Raw genomic sequence first — 16,935 nt, 5'->3', positions numbered from 1 at the left:
GGGGCCACCCGGGCCGGCAACACGCCCGGGGTGGCCCACGCCTGCACCACGATCGCGAGCGCCGTCGACGCCTGCGGGTGGCGAGGAGGACATTCAGCAGACACTGGCCCGGTGTGGGTCGAGGTAATCGAGTCCACCGGCCTCGAACCGTTCCTCGAGCGCTTCCAACCCGTGCTTCTTCTTGTACCGCACCTCGGCGGAGGTGATGGGGATCAGCCATGCACATCTGACCGTCGAGCCATCCGGCAGTGACAGGTTCTCGAGGCTCGGACCATGATCCACGACAACCACCGTGAGAATCTCTACCAGCTCCCATGCGGGCCGAGGGCCGAACATGTGGAGTTCGAGCATCCGGTCGCCGCCGGGCTGAGACATGCCACAAGTGGCATAGGTCCACATCCGAGTGGGATCCGCGCCCGCGGGGAGCCCCATGACGTCGAGTAGTGGGAGACCAGTAGCTGTTCACGCCCCGGGCTGGACATACCCTGACTCCTTCGCCTTGCGCGTCCTGGTGCCGGCGAACTCGAGCAGGGTGCGGCCTTCCGTGACCGGCGTCGTCGATGCCAGTTCCAGGCCGTGGCCGGCGGCGAGCTCGGCGAGTTCGTCGATACTCCGTTCCCGACCACCGAAGAACACGAGCATCGAGAGATCGATGGCGGTGTCGGCGCCCCGTCCGCGGACGGGCTCGATCACCAGGATGACGCCGTCGGATCCGGCAGCCTCGGCGCAGCGGGCCAGGATCTTGCCGGCGTGCTCGTCGTCCCAGTCGTGGAGGATGTCCGACAGGATGTAGGCGTCGGCGCCCTCCGGAAGGGGCTCGAAGAAGCTGCCCGCGACGGCGCTGGCCCGACCACTCAAGCCGGCGGCGGCGAATTCCTGCGCGGCTCGTGCTGCGGTGGGTGCGAGGTCGACCAGCAGGCCGTGAACGGCCGGATGTGCCTGGAGGACGGCGCTGAGCACCGTGCCCTGGCCGCCACCGACGTCGACGACGGTGCGGAAGCGATGCCAGTCGAAGCGGTGGGCGATCTTCGGTGCGTGCTCGCGGAAGCGCCGGGTCATCTTGGCGTCGAAGGACCGCTGCAGGGCCGGGGTGGCCGCGAGGTCGGCCCAGAAGTCCTGGCCGTAGCGCCGCGGGTAGGCGGCCTGCCCGGTCTCCATCGTGTGCCGGAGTTCCACGAAGGCCAGCTCGGCACGGCCGATGGCCGATGTCATGTCGAGCTCGTCGAGCAGGTCGTTGTCGGCGTCCTCTCGCAGGTGGTCGCCGAGTGCGGTGGTCCGGTAGCGACCGCCCGTGCGATCGAGGATGCCCAGCGTCACGAGGTGGTCCAGCAGTCGGGTCATCGCTGCCGGCTCGGTACCGGCCTGCCCGGCAAGGTCCGTGGCGGTGACACCGGCGTCGGTCAGGCGGTCGGCCAGGCGCAGCGTGACCGCCACGCGCAGCGCCATCGGCGTCGCCAGCCCCGCCAGCGCCCGCAATGTCTGGATCTTCGTGTCGCCCATGGGCCGGGACGCTCCCCGAGATCGGGTCGTGTCGTCCACCGACTTCGCGCCGACGACCTCGTCATCAGGAGGGCCGCACCCCAAGACTGGTGGGGACAATCCAGAATCGGGATGTGGTCGAGGAACTGAGTCTGCGTCAGCTGTCGCACTTCGTGGCTGCTGCGGAGGCCGGAAGCATGACGAAGGCGGCCCAGGCCTTGCACGTCTCCCAGTCGGCGGTGTCGCTGGGCGTGGCCGACCTGGAGCGCCAGCTGGGCGTGCAGCTGTTGCTGCGCCAGCGCGCGAAGGGCTTGACGCTCACCGCGGCTGGTCAGCGGCTGATCACCGACGCACGCGCTCTGCTCGGACGGGCGGAGGAACTCCGCGTGGGTGCCCAGGACCTGGGCCGGTCACCGCGCGGGCGGCTCGTGGTGGGCTGCTTCCAGACCATCGGCCCGTTCGTCATGCCCGGCCTGCTCGGCACTTTCCACGCCGAGCACCCGGGCGTCGACCTGGACTTCGTCGAAGGGTCGCTGGTGGACCTGCAGTCGATGCTGCTCGCGGGCAGGTGCGAGGTCGCGCTGCTCTACGACATGGACATCATGTCCGGCATCGAGCGGGAGACGGTGTACACGACCACGCCGTACGTGCTGCTCGCCCCGGAGCACCCCCTGGCTGACGACCTGTCGGTCCGGCTGAGCGACCTGGCCGCACACGACATGATCATGCTCGACTTCCCGCCGAGCCGGCACCACTTCAGCAGCGTGCTCGCCGCGGCGGGCGTCATACCGAGGATCCGGCACAGCACCGCCAACTTCGAGATGGTGCGGTCGCTCGTTGCGCGCGGCTACGGCTTCTCGATGTTGATCCAGCGTCTCGAGGTGGAGGTGAGTTATGAGGGTCTGCCGCTGGTGACACGACCGTTGGCCGATCCGATCGACCCCACGCCGGTGGTGCTGGCCTGGCCCACCTCCGTTCAGCTGACCCGACGCGCACAGGCATTCATGGCGCATTGCCGGAAAGTGCTGCAGTGCGGACCTTCGAACCGCCCTTCATGGGCATTTCTCATGCACCGGGCCAGAACATCGCGTTTTACATCGCGCGGCAGCGCGCCCATGCTCGCGGTAGTCACCCGCATGCAATCCTTCGAGGAGCACCGATGAGCCCGACAACCAGCTCGACATGTCCTGCCCACCGGTCCTTCGATCCCTTTGCCGCCGACTACCTACGCGATCCGTATCCACACCTGGCGCAGGTACGGGCCGAGGCACCGGCGTTCTACGCTCCTGATCTCGACATGTGGGTGGTCACCCGCTATGTCGATACTGAGAGGATTTTCACCGATCCCGGCACATTCTCGGCTGCGATCGCGCAGGACCCGATTTTCCCCCGGCCGACGAGGCGCGCACCGCGCTGCAGGACGGCGGTTCAGGGCCGGTGCAACGATGTCCAGCGCCGATCCGCCGAAGCACACCCGGATCCGGCGGCACAATCTGCGCGCGTTCTCCGCCCGCCACACCGGAGCCCTCGAGCCGAAGGTGCGGGCGAAGGCCGAGGAGCTCGCGACACGGATGGTCAGCGGCCGGCGGTTCGACGTGGTCGAGGAGCTGACGTTCCCACTGCCCGCGTACATGATCTTACGCTGATCGGTTTCCCACCCGAGGACACCGAGATGCTCAAGAGCTGGTGCGGCAACCGGATGGCGTTCTCGTGGGGCCTGCCGTCCGCGACCGAGCAGACCGAGATCGCGGCGAACATGGCCCGGTACTGGCGCTACTGCGAGCAGTTCGTCGCCGACCGGCTCGCCGACCCGCAGGACGACTTCACGAGCGACCACATCCGGGTCCACCTCGATGATCCCGAGCAGCTGTCCATCAACGAGATCATCGGCGTGATCTACGGGCTGAGCTTCGCCGGGCACGAGACCACCACCAACCTGACCACGAACACGATCCGCCGCCTGCTCGAGCACCGCGACCAGTGGGAGGCGCTGTGCGCCGACCCCTCGCTGATCACCAATGCGGTGGAGGAGGTGCTGAGGTTCGACACCAGCGTGCTCGCGTGGCGGCGGATCACCACCCACCCGGTGCGGATCGGCGACGTGGACGTGCCGGCGGGCGCGAAGCTGATGCTGCTGCTGGGCTCGGCCGACCGGGACGCCGACCGGTTCCCCGACCCCGACACCTTCGACATCCGCCGCCCGGACGCCGCTCGCCACCTCGCGTTCGGCAAGGGGATCCACTTCTGCCTCGGGGCACCGCTCGCCCGGATGGAGGTCCGCATCGTTCTCGAACTGCTCACGAGCCTCGCTCCCGATCTCGCCCTGGTCCCGGCCCAGCAACTCACCTTCCCGCCCAACATCTCGTTCCGTGGTCCACAGCGGCTGCTGCTGGAGCGGACCTGAGGAGCCTGGTCCTGGGCAGCACTCAGATCGTCGACAGCACCTCGATCGACGCGATGGGAACGACGCCGTCCACCCGGCGCGCCAGATCGGCGTCCGTCGTGATGAACGCATCCGCCTGCAACTGGGTCAGTGCCAGGTACTCCGCGACGTAGGTTTCGGCCCACCCCATCTTCTCGGCGAGATCCCATGCCCGACGCCGGAGCACGGCGTCGCCCAGGAGCCGGATCGGCATCGCCTTGATGCGCGCGAGCCGGTCCAGGGCGACATCCGACGGCAGCTCTCCCCGGTGCACCGCTTCGTGGAGGGTCGAGAGTGTCTGCGACCGCAACAGTGTCGGCGCGAGAAGCTCGTGCTCGGCCGGAACGCGAATCCCCTCCCCGGCCAGATGAAGAACAGCTCCGCAGTCGACGACGAACCGTGTCATGTGTTCTCCCCCATTTGTCCGCCGATGGTGCCTTTTCACGGCCGGCCCAGTTTGTCGGACTGCTCACAGACTGCGGACGGCTGCATGTGGACGAGGTCGGGTAATCTCGGAAGCAGTTGATCAACGTTTGATGCCGGGCCGTCTCCCGGCCCAGCGCAACCGGCCTGCCCGCGACCGCAGGAGTGCATCCATGAGCACATCGCCCGAGGTGGACGGCGTCCGCCCGCGGATCTCGTCCACGTGGACGCAGCCGATTCCGCCGCGAGCGGACGAGAACATCAAGCTCGTCCAGCGAAAGGTCGACCAGAACCTGAAGCTCGCGCAGCCGGGCGTCACGGCGGGCGATCCGGCCGATCGCTTGCAGCTGCCCGGATCGCCCGCTCTCATGGCGCAACTGGCGCAGCCGCGGCAGGACTCGAACAACGGCGTGCCCGGCGAGCGTGCGGACGAGCCGGCGGATCCGGACGACGCCGTGGTTCGGGCGCAGGAACGACGCATGGCGAGCCAGTGGGAGAACGTGACGGCGCGGCTGCTCCGCGACTTCGCCCCAACGGTCGGATCCGATGTCGTGCTGGCTCACATCGCCGAGCAGCGCACGGTCCTCGACTCGGCCACGGTGCGCGACTATCTGCCGGTGCTGGTGGAGCGGGCGGTCCGCACGCTGCTCACGCCGGAAGAGACCGGGAACTGACGGACCGGGCCCGAGCAGGTCGGGCCCGGCCGCCGGCTCACGCGGTCCGGACGGCCGGCTGAGCGCCTTCCAGCCGAGCCGTCATCTCCTCGAGGAACTTCCCCGTCGCCGTGCCGAGGATGCCCAGACAGCGCAGGAACTGGTCGTGGACGTCCGTCGGCTTGGCCACGAGCAACTCGACGGATGCGCAGACGTTGTCCATCGCCGGGTTGAGGTACACCTTGGCGACCTTGGTCACCCGGGTCGCCGACGACGCCGCGAGCGCCGCCGCCTCGACCTCGGTCCCGCTCGTGAGCGGGAAGAAGTTGGGGAACAGCAGGTGGAAGTACGTGTCCTCCTGCGACTCCATGATGAAGTGGTGCCGGCCCTCGTAGCGGAAGTGGATGTCTCCCTCGTCATCGACTTTCGGACGGAATCCCTGCTCGGCGAGGAACTCGACGTGCAGATCCCGGATCTCGCTCCAGGTCATTCTTCCCCCAGCTCGGTGAATGCGACTGCTTGTTGATCATAGAGGCGACCCGGGCCACCGAGGACGCAAGATTCGATCTCCCCTCGCGTTCACTCTGCGTTGTTCGTCCCGCTCGTGCTCGTTCAGCTTCCGGCCCCCGGAGCGAACGTGGGCACGTCCCCGAACGACTGACCACGGCACTCCGACTTTTGTCGCGGAGCATCCCGCCATGGGCCGACCGGCGTAGTCCCTGGTCGAATCGCACCCTCTGCACGAAATCTTTTGGAGCGGCCAACCCAATCCATAAGGTCTTCGTAAGGAATCCGCGGCAAAACCCCGGCTAGCGTTACCGGCGCCAGCTCGGGAGTGACTTCTCCCACCACGGGTGGACAGCCCGGCTCGCGTACCTTTCCTTTCCCGAATCATTTCAGGAGCTTTACATGAAGATTCATGGTCGCCGCTGGGTGCTCCGAAGTTCCCTCGTCGGGGTGGCAGTGGCCTCGATGCTGGCCGGCGTTGTCGGCGCGCAGGCGAACGCCGCGCCACCGCCTGCCCCGCCGTCCACCGGCGCCACGAGCGGGATCTTGCCTGTGGCCAAGACGATCCTGCCGAGCGCCGTGAAGATCGACCTGAAGAACGAGTTCGTCCGGCTGCCACTGCACCGGGGCGAGTTCAACGGCAAGACCGTCTGGTACGTCATCACAGAGGCCTCGGAACAGGGGCCGGCCGACGATCTCGGCCTGAACTTCGCGCCCAAGCTCGCCAACGCGTCGATCGGCTGCCAGACGTGCGTTCAGAACGTCACTCTGACCGGCGCCCCGGACAACGTGTTCGGTGAGGCCACCGTCCACTTCGCCGGAGTTCCCGACTTCAGCCCGACCCGGGTGCTGAAGGCCGGCCCGAACGGCTTCCCACCGAGCGAGGCCACGCCCGGCGCGGTCGGCGATGCCAAGTACAGCCCGTTCATCCGCGTCGCCGGATCGACCACGGTCTACAACGCCCCCATCGTCGCCGTCGGCGACGGGCCGTTCGACGTCGAGCATCACACCAACACCGCGGAGCGGGTCCTGGCGGTGCACCCGGCCGACGAGAAGGACGCCCCCGGCCCCGGACCGTTCCACCCGGCTTCGGTGGACCTGCTGCTGGTGCGCGGGTTCGACTCCGGCAAGCCCATCCTCTACATCTCGACGGACTCGAACGACTCGACGACCGCGGTCATCGAGCGCGCCACCTACGCACCCGCACTGTCGGGCACCGCCTTCTCCGGCGGCGACGACTTCCTCGGCAGCGTCCGCGAGCGGATCTTCCCGTTCGTCAACGGCCAGACCGGCCTGGGCAACCCTCAGGCGCAGGGTCTGATCCACGTGATCAAGGACGGCCACGCCACCGAGGACGCCTCGCTGAGCAACACGGCTCTGCTGAAGGCCCTGAGCGAGGGCGGCGACCCCCTCAACGTCCAGGGCGACTTCCCCACCCTGACCGAGAACAACCGCCGCGCGGCCTACAGCCCGCTGTGGGAGGCACAGTTCGGCGAGTGGACCCAGAAGGCGATCGACCAGAAGCTGAACGTTCGCCAGACCGACGAGTTCCAGATCCTCAAGCTCGCAGCCGAACACCCCGACCTGCTCACCGCACCCGGCGGCAAGCCGTACGGCAGCATGAAGGCACTGATCGACTGCCCGGTGGTCGGGTACCTCACGACCGAGCCGCAGGAGGACCTCATCAGGCCGGTTACCGGTTCGGCGGTCGACTTCCCCGGCGCCTACTCCCAGAAGTGACCGATCTCCACCGATAGCCCGTGGGTGTTGCGGCCGGTTCCACCGGCCGCAACACCCACATGCCGAAGCCTCCCATCGGGCATGCCGAGCAGCTGGCCTCGTCACAGAGCCGACAGCCGGACAGGGGAGACAGCGGATCCTCGGGCATCGTCGTGAGCACGGCCTCGGCGATTCGCTCGAGCCGCAATTCGGGCAGCTGGGCCATCACCTACGCCACGCACCTGTTCGACACTGATCTCTCACGACCCTGATGCGTCACCGATGGCGTGACCTGCTCAGCGGTTCCGAAGTGTGCGGTGGATGACCCGGCCGACCACCAGGTAGACGATCGCCGCCAGGCCGTAGTTGACGATGAGGCCGATCGTGGCATCGCCGGGAGTGAAGACGTCGCCGAAGCCGAAGACGAATATCTTCGCGGTGCCGTAGACGAAAGCGACCACGCCGCTGTCCGGGTTGGCGCCGAACAGGGTGAACACGATGTGCAACACGAAGACAAGCGCGATCAGAGCCGTGACCACACGGATGGTGTTGGCGATGAGAGTGGTCCGGTCGGCGCGGCGGTCGCGTTCACGCTGGTAGTCGACAGGAGATTCCTCGGGCTCTCGATACGCCGGGCCGGAGTAGTCCCGAGGGGGTGGCGGCGGTTCGTAGGGCTCCGCCGCCGGCTGGTACGGCGCTGGTGGCCGCTCGCGCGGGTGCGGGTCGAGATCCTGCTCGTACGGCGCGGGGGCCGGGAGCGGCGGCTGCTCGTAGTACCTGGTGGGCTGGTGACCCTGCTGAGGAACCGGAGTCGTGGGCTGTTCGGCGAGACCGGGCGGCTGGTCGTACCCGCCGGGGCCAGGGGGCCGACGGGGACGACCGCCGGGCCCCTGCGGAGGGCGCTGGTACGCGCCGGGATCGGGCGGCGGTGGCGGGCGACGCCCGGGAGCCTGCGGTATCCCGTGGTCCGGACCCTGGTCGTACCCGCCCGGGTGTGGTCGGTCCGGTTGGCGACCTGCCACGGGACCAGGGCGAGGCGGGGGCCCCGGCGGATCTTGATACCGGTCGTGACTCATGCCATGGCATTCTGACGACACGGTCCGGCGAGGCATACCCCCCCAGGGCAATGGACCTGCACAAGTGAGCCGGCCGAGCGCTGTCCCCGGGTCATGAGACGAACTGCTGCCCGCCGTCGATGTCGTACGTCGCGCCGGTCAGCGCCGTGTTGCTCATGATGTGGACGGCGAGCGCGGCGACGTCGGCGGGACCGACGACGCGGCCGATCGGCAGCGTCGCCCGCAGCTCGTTCCGACGCTCCTCGAGCCGACCTCCGAGCAGCGACGCCGACAACGGGGTGTCCACGAAGCCTGCGGCGATGAGGTTGACCCGAACCGGCGCGAGCTCGAGCGCGAGGGCCGCAACGAACGGAGGCATCGCGGCGGTGGTGGCGGAGGCGATCCCGAGGCCGTGCCCGACACGCCGGGCACCGGTGCCGCCCATGAGCAGGAGCGTGCCCCCGGGCCGCATGCGCCCGACGGCGCTGCGCGCGACCTCGAGCGCCAGCACCATGTGCTCGCTGACCGCCTCGCGCACCTGGCCGGAGTCCATCTCCAGCAGGGGCCCGTAGTGCGGGCCGCCTGCCGTGACCATCACGTGGTCGATCGGTGCCGGCAGATCCTGGAAGAACCTCTCCAGGGCAGCCGGTTCGTTCGCGTCGAAGGCCGCACTGCGTGCCGTGCCGACCTCCAGCGCAGCCTTCTCCAGCCGGTCGGCATTGCGCCCGGTGAGGATGACATCGGCACCCTCCGACCGGGCACGTCGAGCTGTCTCCAGCCCGATGCCTGCGCTGCCGCCGATCACGACGACGGTCTGTCCGGCCAGCTCCGGCTCGCGCTGGGCGGGAACATGCGTGGTTGCGCCGCTCATCTGTCCCTCCTCACCCCGACAGGCCCGCTACCTGCGCGTCCATCGGTCCCGCCGGCCTCGGCACGTCCGCGATCTGCATGCGGAGCACCTTCAACGCTGCGTCGTAGATCTCCGAGAAGCTGGGGAAGGGCTGGATCGTGTCGCTCAGCACGTCGAGCGGGACGTGTGCGCGGATGGCGAGCGTCGCCTGCTGCATCCACTCGCCGGCTTCGGGGCCGAGCGCGTAGGCGCCGGTCAGTCGCTCGCCGTCGCTGAGCAGCGTCAGGAAACCGTTGGACTCGGCGTAGGCGTGCGTGTACGTCGCGGTCTTCGGCACCTCCGACACCGGGGCCGTGGCGCTGTACTGCGCTTCGACCGCCCCCACCGCCGCTGCCTGCGGATCTGTGTAGGTGACTCGCGGAACGGCTTCGTAGTTCGCCGGACGCGTACCGCCGAGGATGTTCGCCGCGACCACGTCACCCTCGTACTCGCCGACGTGGGTGAGCGGCCAGATGCCGGTGACGTCACCGATCGCCCAGAGCCGCTCGCCTGCTCGCATGTACTGGTCGACCCGGATCCCGTGGGGGCCGGCCTCGACCCCGACCGTGTCGAGGCCTATCCCGTCGACGCGTGGGCGCCGGCCGGTCGCCACGAGCAACCGGTCGCCCCGCAGGTCCGCAGCGCCATCGAACTGCAGGACGTACTCGTCACCCTCCCGACGCGCGGCGGTGGCGTGCATCCCGAGCATCAGCTCGATCCCGTCCCGCCGCAGGGCCTCGCCGAGCGCCTCGCCCAGCGGCGCGGGCTCACGGGGAAGCACGCGGGCAGCGCCCTCGACGAGCACCGCCTCGCCACCGAGACGGCGCACGACCTGCGCGATCTCCACGCCGGCCGACCCGCCACCCAGCACGAGCAGGCGGCGCGGGACCGCCGTCATGCTCGTGGCCTCCCGGGTGCCCCAGACGCCCTCGAGCTCACTCAGTCCCGGGATCGGAGGCACGATCGGATCCGATCCGGTCGCCACGACGATGTGCTCCGCGGTGTGGCGGACGCCGTCGACCTCGACCACGCCGGTGCCGGCCAGCCGGCCGACGCCTCGCAGCAGGTCGATGCCGTGGTCGGTGAGCCAGCGCTCCTGACCGGCGTCGGAGTAGTCCGACACCATGAAGTCCCTCCAGGCCAGCGCGGCGGCAACGTCGATCTGGGCGCTCGCGCCGGCCTCACGCGCGCCCTGCACCGCCTCGCCGGGGCGCAACAGCGACTTCGACGGGATGCACGCCCAGTAGGAGCACTCGCCTCCGACGAGCTCTCGCTCGACCACCGCGACGCGCAGCCCGCCCGCGGCCACCGCCGCGGCGCAGTGCTCGCCGGGCGCGCCGCCGCCGAGGACGATGACGTCGTAGTCGCTCACGTCGGAAGCTCCGTCCCGGCCTGTTCCGCCACCATGTAGGCGGCGTACCAGGCGGGCCAGTCCTCATCGCGTTCCCCGGTGCGCTTCTCGTGCTCGCCGTGCGCGGCCTCCGCACGCCGCATCGCGCTCGCCAGGTCGCCTGCCGAGCGGAACGACGTCTCCGCGGCGTCGACGCGCCCGGGAAGCCGGGTGGTGACCTCCTGTAGCAGCCAGACGTTGCCGTCCGGGTCGGCGAACGTGGCGTAGGTGCCGTAGCTCGCGTTCTCGGGCGCGCGCCCGCTGACCCGAGCGCTCCCGGCACCGGGCTGGTACTGGGCACCCGGCTCCCCGGCATGGAACGCCTCACTGACCTCGGCACCCCGGGCGGCGAGCTCGTCGCGGGCAGCGTCGATGTCGGAGACGATCAGGTAGAGGCCCTGGGCCGAGCCGGGCGGAGCCGTGGTGATGTTCGCGCCGAACTGGACCGAGCAGCCTGAGCCGGGTGGCGTGAACTGGATGACTCGGAAGCCGTTGTCGAATGGGAAGTCCGCGTCGAGCCGCCACCCCAGGCCGCCGTAGAACGCCTTCGCACGGTCGACATCCGACACGGGGATGACGACCGCCTCGAACTTCAGGTCGACGGTCGGCACGCTGGTGCTCCCGCTCGCGTCGTCGATCCGGACATCCCTCGTGCTCATCGCAACCTCCAGAGTGGTGTCAGGGACGACCGACACCCTCACACCGCTCCTGCTACCGGCCGTTGGCGGTGAGTGGCGACGTCACTGTTCGTCGTTCTCGGTGGTCCCCCCGCAGGGACGAATCAGCCGCGGATCGAGGTGCCCGTACCGGCTCGCGCCCCACTGCAGACCCAGAGTGGACCGGGCCGGACCGCCATCGCAAGCACCCAGCCGGGGTCCTGTCCGCTCAGTTCTGAAGCGAAGACTTGACATCTGCCTTCCCGCAGTCCCACCCTGAAGCCGTGACTTCAGAACGGCGGCCGCCGCCGAGGGCGGTACTGGGACAGGAAGCGCTGGCCGCGGTGGCGGTGCCGGTGCGCTACGCACTGCTGAACCACCTGCTGGCAGCGGGACCGCGCACGGCGAGCCAGTGCGCGGCGGTGGTCGGGCAGAGCGCGTCGAACTGCTCATGGCACCTGCGCGCGCTGGCGAAGGTGGGGCTGGTCGAGCCGGCGCCCGGCGACGGCGACGCCCGCACCCGCCCGTGGCAGGCGGTCGCCCCCGGCTTCGCCGTCGAACCTGGTGACGGCCCGGCGGCGAGGGTCGCAGCGACCGTGCTGGAGAGCGTGGCCGCCCAGCACTCCGAAGCCCTCTACCAGCGCTACCTGGCGCGCCGGGACCTCCTGCCCGACAGGTGGCAGCACGCCGCTGCCGACAACGGGTACTCCTTGCAGGTCACGCCGGAGGAGCTCCAGCACCTGCTCGACGCCGTGGACGGTCTGCTGCGGCCCTACGTGCGCCCGATCCGCACCGATGCACCGCAGGACAGTGGGGTGGTCCAGGTGACGCTGCGCGCGTTCCTCAACCCGGATGTGGTCGACGACGCGGAGGAGAGCACCGAGGACGGAGCAGGCCCGTCGTGAGCAACCTGCTGGGGGTGGTCCGGCGCCCCGGTGTGGCGCGGCTGGGCGGTGGCGGCCTGGTCTCCGAGATCGGCGACTGGATGATGTTCATCGCCCTGCCGCTGTTCGTGCTGCAGCTCACCGGTTCGCCGCTCGTCACCGCCACCGTCTTCGCCCTGCAACTGGTGCCTTCGGTCCTCGTCGGCCCCCTGGCCGGGGTGCTGGTGGACCGCCTGGACCCCTGGTCACTGATGGCCGGGGTGGCTGCCGGACAGGCGGTGGCCCTGCTCGGGCTGCTCGCCGTGGACACCGACGCGCAGCTGTGGCTGCTGTACCTGATCGTCGGTGTCCAGGCCGTGCTGAGCACCGTGATCGAGCCCTGTCGTGCCGTCACCGCCGCAGCGCTGGTGCCGGTCGAGGACCTGGCCACGGTCAACCAGGTGATGGGGGTGTTGTCCAACTCGGCCCGCCTGATCGGCGGTCCGCTCGGCGGGCTGGCGCTCGGCCTGACCGGCATCGAGGGCGTACTGGTGGCCGTCGTCGCCCTGTACCTCCTGACCGCGGCCACCTTCGTCATCGGGACGCGGTCCCTGCGCCGGCCCGGCGGCCTGCACGTCGACGACCACGCCACAGCGTCTCCGGCCGAGGGCAGCAGCGTCTCCCGCCTCGGAAAGGACTGGCGCGAGGGGATGCGGGTGGTCGCCACCACGGCGGTGCTGCGCCGGGTAATGGCCGTTGCCGCGTGCACCGGGATCGCTCAGGGCGCCTTCATCGTGCTGTTCGTCCTCTTCGTCGTCCGGGACCTGCACGGCAGCGAGACCGACGTCGGCATCCTGCGGGGTGTGCAGGCCATCGGCGCCGTTGCCGGTGGGCTGCTCCTCGGCGTCCTGATCCGGCGATGGAGCCCGGCCCGGCTGGCCTCGGTCGCCCTCGCCGCCTTCGGCGCCCTGTCGCTGGTGGTCTGGAACGCGCCCGCGCTGACCACCGAACTCGGGGTCTACATCGCCCTGTTCATCGCGGCCGGCGTGCCGGGAATGGCGGCGATGACCGGCCTCCTGACCCTGCTGCAGACCCACACCGATCCCGGCAGCCGCGGGCGCGTCCTGAGCACCTTCTTCGCGGTCTTCAGCGGTGTCCAGGCCGCCGGCATGCTCCTCGCCGGCCTGGTCGGCACCGGGGCAGGCCTCACCGTCGCACTGCAGGTTCAGGCCTGCCTGTACCTGCTGGCCGCCGCCCTCAGCCTGCGCATCACGACGACCCCGCCGGCCACCCCGGCCGGGCAGCGCGCCGGCCGGCCCGTCCTCGCAGACCGCGTGTCCTCCTCACAGAGGCAGGGGGCCCTGCGAGGAGCAGGCCCGCTCTGCGAAGACGCGGCGGCCTCGACACGCCGAGCACGCCGGAAAAGGGGACGAACGTGATCGGCGACGCTGCTACCGTCCGGCGCGTGAGGCATTACTTCTTCCTCTGACGGCGCGGACGCGCGCGGTCCCGGCACTCCTCTCGTGAGGCCGGGCCGCGCTTCCCTGTCCGCCGTCACTTCGTGCCTCGCGCTTCCCGCAGTCCCGCCTCGCGGACCACTGCAGGCTGCGCGGGAAGAGGAAGCATGCTCACCAATCCCGCCCCGTCCACCCGCTCGCGCGCTCATCTAGGCGCCACCGACCTGCACGTCACCAGAGGCGGCCGACCGGTTCTGACCGGCGTCGACCTGACCGTCTCCGCCGGCGACCGGCTCGGCGTCGTCGGGGAGAACGGCCGCGGCAAGACCACGCTGCTGCAGGTGCTGGCCGGGCGGCTCGGCGCCGACGCGGGAACGATCCGCCGGACCGGCTCCCTCGGTGTCGCCGACCAGGAGATGCCGATCGGTGACGACCGTTCGGTCGGCGAGCTCATCGACGTCGAGCTGGCCGAGGTCCGGGCCGCGATCGGCGCGTTCGAGGCCGCCACCGCCGCGCTGGCCGACGGCCGCCCCGGCGCCGAGGAGGAGTACGCCGTCGCGCTCGCGGCCGTCGACGCGCTCGACGCATGGGACGCGGACCGGCGCGTCGCGGTGTCGCTGGCCGCGCTCGGCGCCGTCGACGACCGCTCCCGGAGGCTCGCCACGCTGTCGGTCGGGCAGCGCTACCGGATCCGGCTGGCCTGCCTGCTCGGCGCAGGGCACGACATCCTGCTGCTCGACGAGCCCACCAACCACCTCGACGCCGGCGGCCTCGACCACCTCACCGCGCGCCTGCGGTCCCACCCCGGCGCCGTCGTGCTGGTCAGCCACGACCGCGCGCTGCTGGCCGACGTCGTCACCGCCGTGCTCGACCTCGACCCCACCCGCGACGGCCGTCCGCGCACCTACGGCGGCGGCTACCGCGGGTACCAGGAGGGTGGCCGCGCCGAGCGCGAGCGCTGGGAAGCCGAGCACCGCGCCCAACAGATCGAACGGCAACGGCTCGCCGACGATCTGTCCGCGGCGCAGAACCGGCTGTCCACCGGCTGGCGACCGGCCAAGGGCACCGGGAAGCACACCCGGGCCACCCGCGCCCCCGCCCTGGTGCGCGCGGTGCACCGGCGCCAGGAGGATCTCGAGGCACACGTCGTCGACGTCCCCGAGCCGCCGTTGCGGTTCCAGGCTCCGCGCCTCGGCGCGATGCCGGGCGCCACGCTGCTACGGGCCGACGACGTCGCCGTGTCCGGTCGGCTCGCCGGTCCGTGCTCGACCCTCCTGCGCTCGGGCGACCGCCTGGTCGTGGCCGGGCCGAACGGGTCGGGCAAGTCGACCTTCCTGGCCGTCCTCGCGGGTGTGCTCGACCCGACCGGCGGCAGCGTGCACCGCAAGCGTGACGCCCGCATCGGGCTGCTCCGGCAGGAGTCCCCGCCGCCGTCGCGGCGCCGTGCGTTCGAGATCTACGACGCCGCGGTGTCCAGGCTCGTCAACGCGGGCCGGCTCCACGAGTCCGAGCGGGTGCCGCTGTCTCAGCTGGGCCTGCTCGGTTCCCGCGACGCCGCCCGGCCGGTGGCCGACCTCTCGATCGGCCAGCAGCGGCGCCTCGACCTGGCCGTCCTGCTCGCCGCCCGCCCCCACGTCGTGCTGCTGGACGAGCCGACGAACCACCTGTCGATCGCGCTGGTGGACGAGCTGACCGCGGCACTGGCGGAGACCCCGGCCGCGGTCGTGGTGGCCAGCCACGACCGGCAGTTCCTGCGCGACACGGCCGGCTGGCCGCGGGTCCGGCTGACGCCGTACCGCAAGGTTGAGGACGCGGGGTGATCCGGGACATGCCACCTGCTGTCTACGAGCGGCTCCGCTGCCGTGTCCCCGGATCTCATACGGCTTCCTCGAGGCTCGGGAGACGCGAGACGGCAGGGATACCTGTCCTGACTCAGTAGTCCGGCTCACGAATCATGACATCTGGGCCAGCTGGTAACGATTTTATTATCATCGGTGCAGGCACGGCCGGTTGCGTACTGGCAGCGCGTCTGTCCGAGGACCCAGGCGTGCGCGTGCTGCTGCTCGAGGCCGGGAGCCGGCACCCGTTGGACGCGGCGGCGGTGCCGTGGGCGTGGCCCACGCTGACCGGTTCGTCGATGGACTGGGGTGACCACACCGTCGTCCTCGACGGCATCGGCCGGGTGGAGACGTGGCCGCGTGGCCGCGGCCTCGGCGGGTCCTCAGCGATCAACGCGATGGCCTTCGCACGGGGTCATCGGGCGAGCTACGACGCATGGGCCGCTGCGGGCGCGAAGGGCTGGGGGTACGCCGACCTGCTGCCGTACTTCATGCGCAGCGAGCACGTCGAGGGCCGCGACCGTGCGGTGCGCGGTCACGACGGGCCGCTCGCGCCCCGGCCACCCAGCTCCCCGCACTCGATCTCCGAGGCCACGTTGGATGCGGCCCGACAGGTCGGGTATCCGATCGTGAACGACGTCAACAGCGGGTTGGAAGAAGGCTTCGGCTGGACGGAGTTCACCATCGTCGACGGCAAGCGCCAGAGCGCGGCCGACGCCTACCTCCTGCCCGCTCTGGGCCGGCCCAACCTGGAGCTGGTCACCGATGCGCTGGTGCACCGGCTGGTGCTGCGCGGTGACCGCTGCACCGGGGTCGAGTACAGCGTCGGCGGCGACATCGTCACCGCCGAGTGCGGCGGCGAGGTTCTGCTGGCCGCCGGCGCGGTCGGCACCCCGCAGCTGTTGATGATCTCCGGCATCGGACCGAAGGCCCACCTGCAGGAGTGGGGGATCACGGTGCTGGCCGACCGGCCCGAGGTGGGGGCCAACCTGCACGACCACCCGATGAGCACCCTGATCCAGCACTCCACCGACACGTGGCGCCGTCCACGAGCAACGGCGGCGGGGAGGTCAAGGGCACGATCAGCAGTAGACCTGGGGCAGCCGGGCCGGACCTGCAGCTGTTCTGTTCGGTGACGCCCCTGCGCACGGCCACCCTGCCCAGGCCCGAGCCGGGCGCGGGCTACACCCTCGCGATCGCGCTCATGGCTCCGCTCAGCCGCGGCACCGTGCGCCTCGCCGGCTCCGTTCCCGGCGCGGCCCCCGTGATCGACCCGCGCTACTACAGCCACCGCCGCGATGTCGACACCATGGTCACCGGGCTGCGCGCCGCCCGCAAGCTGGCCGCAGCACCTGCCTTCGCCCCTTGGCGCGGGACCGAAGCCCAACCTGGCGCAGAGGTCCGGACCGACGACGAGCTGCGGGCCTACGTGCTGCGCAGCCTGCGCAGCTTCCACCACTACGCGGGAACATGTCGCATGGGCAGCGACGACGACGCCGTGGTCGACACCGATCTGCGGCTGCGCGGGATGCAAGGGCTGCGCGTCGTCGCCGCCTCCGTCATGCCCACCCCGGTCTCCGCCCC

18 protein-coding genes are annotated in these 16,935 nt (G+C 70.5%); 10 read left to right on the top strand and 8 right to left on the bottom strand.

The window, feature by feature from the left end; translation table 11 throughout:
- Positions 1-93: 93 nt before the first annotated feature.
- Together HF577_RS25350 and HF577_RS25345 are read right to left on the bottom strand one after the other, a co-directional pair.
- The gene (locus HF577_RS25350; protein WP_169398459.1) at positions 94-375 is read right to left on the bottom strand and encodes a suppressor of fused domain protein; all 282 of its coding nucleotides are present in this window, start codon (positions 373-375) and stop codon (positions 94-96) included.
- An 87-nt stretch (positions 376-462) separates the two neighbouring features.
- Complete coding sequence (locus HF577_RS25345; RefSeq protein WP_169398458.1) at positions 463-1,500, bottom strand: methyltransferase; 1,038 nt, start codon at positions 1,498-1,500, stop codon at positions 463-465.
- Here HF577_RS25345 and HF577_RS25340 point away from each other — a divergent pair.
- The 3 genes from HF577_RS25340 (at position 1,476) to HF577_RS38700 (ending at position 3,883) form a co-directional block, all read left to right on the top strand.
- Positions 1,476-2,642 (top strand): LysR family transcriptional regulator, encoded by a 1,167-nt coding sequence (locus HF577_RS25340; protein WP_281359859.1) that lies wholly within the window; start codon positions 1,476-1,478, stop codon positions 2,640-2,642. The two genes, HF577_RS25345 and HF577_RS25340, sit on opposite strands and share 25 nt — an antisense overlap.
- 282 nt (positions 2,643-2,924) lie before the next feature.
- The gene (locus tag HF577_RS38705; RefSeq protein WP_246267210.1) at positions 2,925-3,125 is read left to right on the top strand and encodes a cytochrome P450; all 201 of its coding nucleotides are present in this window, start codon (positions 2,925-2,927) and stop codon (positions 3,123-3,125) included.
- A gap of 26 nt (positions 3,126-3,151) precedes the next feature.
- Positions 3,152-3,883 (top strand): cytochrome P450, encoded by a 732-nt coding sequence (locus tag HF577_RS38700; RefSeq protein ID WP_246267209.1) that lies wholly within the window; start codon positions 3,152-3,154, stop codon positions 3,881-3,883.
- A 22-nt stretch (positions 3,884-3,905) separates the two neighbouring features.
- Here the strand turns inward: HF577_RS38700 and HF577_RS25330 are convergent, their stop codons facing one another.
- Complete coding sequence (locus HF577_RS25330; RefSeq protein ID WP_169398456.1) at positions 3,906-4,307, bottom strand: type II toxin-antitoxin system VapC family toxin; 402 nt, start codon at positions 4,305-4,307, stop codon at positions 3,906-3,908.
- Positions 4,308-4,515: 208 nt separating this feature from the next.
- Between HF577_RS25330 and HF577_RS25325 the strand changes: the two genes are divergently transcribed.
- Positions 4,516-4,998, top strand: coding sequence for a three-helix bundle dimerization domain-containing protein (locus HF577_RS25325; RefSeq protein ID WP_169398455.1), 483 nt, complete (start codon positions 4,516-4,518; stop codon positions 4,996-4,998).
- Positions 4,999-5,035: 37 nt separating this feature from the next.
- On the opposite strand, the gene HF577_RS25320 is transcribed toward HF577_RS25325, so the two are convergent.
- Positions 5,036-5,467, bottom strand: a complete 432-nt coding sequence (locus tag HF577_RS25320) for a hypothetical protein (RefSeq protein WP_169398454.1) — start codon at positions 5,465-5,467, stop codon at positions 5,036-5,038.
- Between the two features lie 419 nt (positions 5,468-5,886).
- Here HF577_RS25320 and HF577_RS25315 point away from each other — a divergent pair, with 419 nt between their 5' ends.
- Complete coding sequence (locus tag HF577_RS25315; RefSeq protein ID WP_169398453.1) at positions 5,887-7,224, top strand: hypothetical protein; 1,338 nt, start codon at positions 5,887-5,889, stop codon at positions 7,222-7,224.
- Positions 7,225-7,499: 275 nt separating this feature from the next.
- Here HF577_RS25315 and HF577_RS25310 read toward each other — a convergent pair whose 3' ends face one another.
- From HF577_RS25310 to HF577_RS25295, 4 genes are all read right to left on the bottom strand, one after another.
- Positions 7,500-7,742, bottom strand: a complete 243-nt coding sequence (locus HF577_RS25310) for a hypothetical protein (protein ID WP_169398452.1) — start codon at positions 7,740-7,742, stop codon at positions 7,500-7,502.
- 628 nt (positions 7,743-8,370) lie between these two features.
- Positions 8,371-9,129, bottom strand: a complete 759-nt coding sequence (locus tag HF577_RS25305) for an SDR family oxidoreductase (RefSeq protein WP_169398451.1) — start codon at positions 9,127-9,129, stop codon at positions 8,371-8,373.
- 10 nt (positions 9,130-9,139) lie between these two features.
- On the bottom strand, positions 9,140-10,519 hold the full coding sequence (locus HF577_RS25300) for a dihydrolipoyl dehydrogenase family protein (protein ID WP_169398450.1): 1,380 nt from the start codon (positions 10,517-10,519) through the stop codon (positions 9,140-9,142).
- A complete protein-coding gene (locus HF577_RS25295; protein ID WP_169398449.1) occupies positions 10,516-11,196 on the bottom strand; it encodes a VOC family protein in 681 nt (226 codons plus the stop codon). Before HF577_RS25295 ends, HF577_RS25300 begins: the two co-directional genes overlap by 4 nt.
- A 281-nt stretch (positions 11,197-11,477) precedes the next feature.
- Between HF577_RS25295 and HF577_RS25290 the strand changes: the two genes are divergently transcribed.
- The 5 genes from HF577_RS25290 to HF577_RS25270 all read left to right on the top strand — a co-directional run.
- A complete protein-coding gene (locus tag HF577_RS25290) occupies positions 11,478-12,098 on the top strand; it encodes a helix-turn-helix domain-containing protein (protein WP_312859374.1) in 621 nt (206 codons plus the stop codon).
- Complete coding sequence (locus HF577_RS25285) at positions 12,095-13,495, top strand: MFS transporter (RefSeq protein WP_169398448.1); 1,401 nt, start codon at positions 12,095-12,097, stop codon at positions 13,493-13,495. Before HF577_RS25290 ends, HF577_RS25285 begins: the two co-directional genes overlap by 4 nt.
- 185 nt (positions 13,496-13,680) lie before the next feature.
- On the top strand, positions 13,681-15,333 hold the full coding sequence (locus HF577_RS25280) for an ABC-F family ATP-binding cassette domain-containing protein (RefSeq protein ID WP_169398447.1): 1,653 nt from the start codon (positions 13,681-13,683) through the stop codon (positions 15,331-15,333).
- Between the two features lie 134 nt (positions 15,334-15,467).
- Positions 15,468-16,487 (top strand): GMC family oxidoreductase, encoded by a 1,020-nt coding sequence (locus tag HF577_RS25275; RefSeq protein WP_169398446.1) that lies wholly within the window; start codon positions 15,468-15,470, stop codon positions 16,485-16,487.
- Positions 16,484-16,935 (top strand): GMC oxidoreductase (locus HF577_RS25270; RefSeq protein ID WP_312859373.1); only part of this gene is annotated, 452 nt, incomplete at its 3' end. The genes HF577_RS25275 and HF577_RS25270, both read left to right, overlap by 4 nt.

This window comes from Pseudonocardia xinjiangensis (assembly GCF_012911925.1).
GTDB classification, from domain to species: domain Bacteria; phylum Actinomycetota; class Actinomycetes; order Mycobacteriales; family Pseudonocardiaceae; genus Pseudonocardia; species Pseudonocardia xinjiangensis.
Note: the sequence above shows the minus strand (reverse complement) of the source record. Positions and strands in the feature narration are given on the sequence as shown.

Excerpts from the sequence above, each read along its gene's own strand:
- HF577_RS25275 (WP_169398446.1), top strand. The coding sequence starts at position 15,468 with ATGACATCTGGGCCAGCTGGTAACGATTTTATTATCATCGGTGCAGGC.
- HF577_RS25305 (WP_169398451.1), bottom strand. The coding sequence starts at position 9,129 with ATGAGCGGCGCAACCACGCATGTTCCCGCCCAGCGCGAGCCGGAGCTG.
- HF577_RS38705 (WP_246267210.1), top strand. The coding sequence starts at position 2,925 with ATGTCCAGCGCCGATCCGCCGAAGCACACCCGGATCCGGCGGCACAAT.
- HF577_RS38700 (WP_246267209.1), top strand. The coding sequence starts at position 3,152 with ATGCTCAAGAGCTGGTGCGGCAACCGGATGGCGTTCTCGTGGGGCCTG.
- HF577_RS25280 (WP_169398447.1), top strand. The coding sequence starts at position 13,681 with ATGCTCACCAATCCCGCCCCGTCCACCCGCTCGCGCGCTCATCTAGGC.
- HF577_RS25295 (WP_169398449.1), bottom strand. The coding sequence starts at position 11,196 with ATGAGCACGAGGGATGTCCGGATCGACGACGCGAGCGGGAGCACCAGC.
- HF577_RS25340 (WP_281359859.1), top strand. The coding sequence starts at position 1,476 with ATGTCTGGATCTTCGTGTCGCCCATGGGCCGGGACGCTCCCCGAGATC.
- HF577_RS25345 (WP_169398458.1), bottom strand. The coding sequence starts at position 1,500 with ATGGGCGACACGAAGATCCAGACATTGCGGGCGCTGGCGGGGCTGGCG.
- HF577_RS25350 (WP_169398459.1), bottom strand. The coding sequence starts at position 375 with ATGTCTCAGCCCGGCGGCGACCGGATGCTCGAACTCCACATGTTCGGC.
- HF577_RS25320 (WP_169398454.1), bottom strand. The coding sequence starts at position 5,467 with ATGACCTGGAGCGAGATCCGGGATCTGCACGTCGAGTTCCTCGCCGAG.
- HF577_RS25330 (WP_169398456.1), bottom strand. The coding sequence starts at position 4,307 with ATGACACGGTTCGTCGTCGACTGCGGAGCTGTTCTTCATCTGGCCGGG.
- HF577_RS25315 (WP_169398453.1), top strand. The coding sequence starts at position 5,887 with ATGAAGATTCATGGTCGCCGCTGGGTGCTCCGAAGTTCCCTCGTCGGG.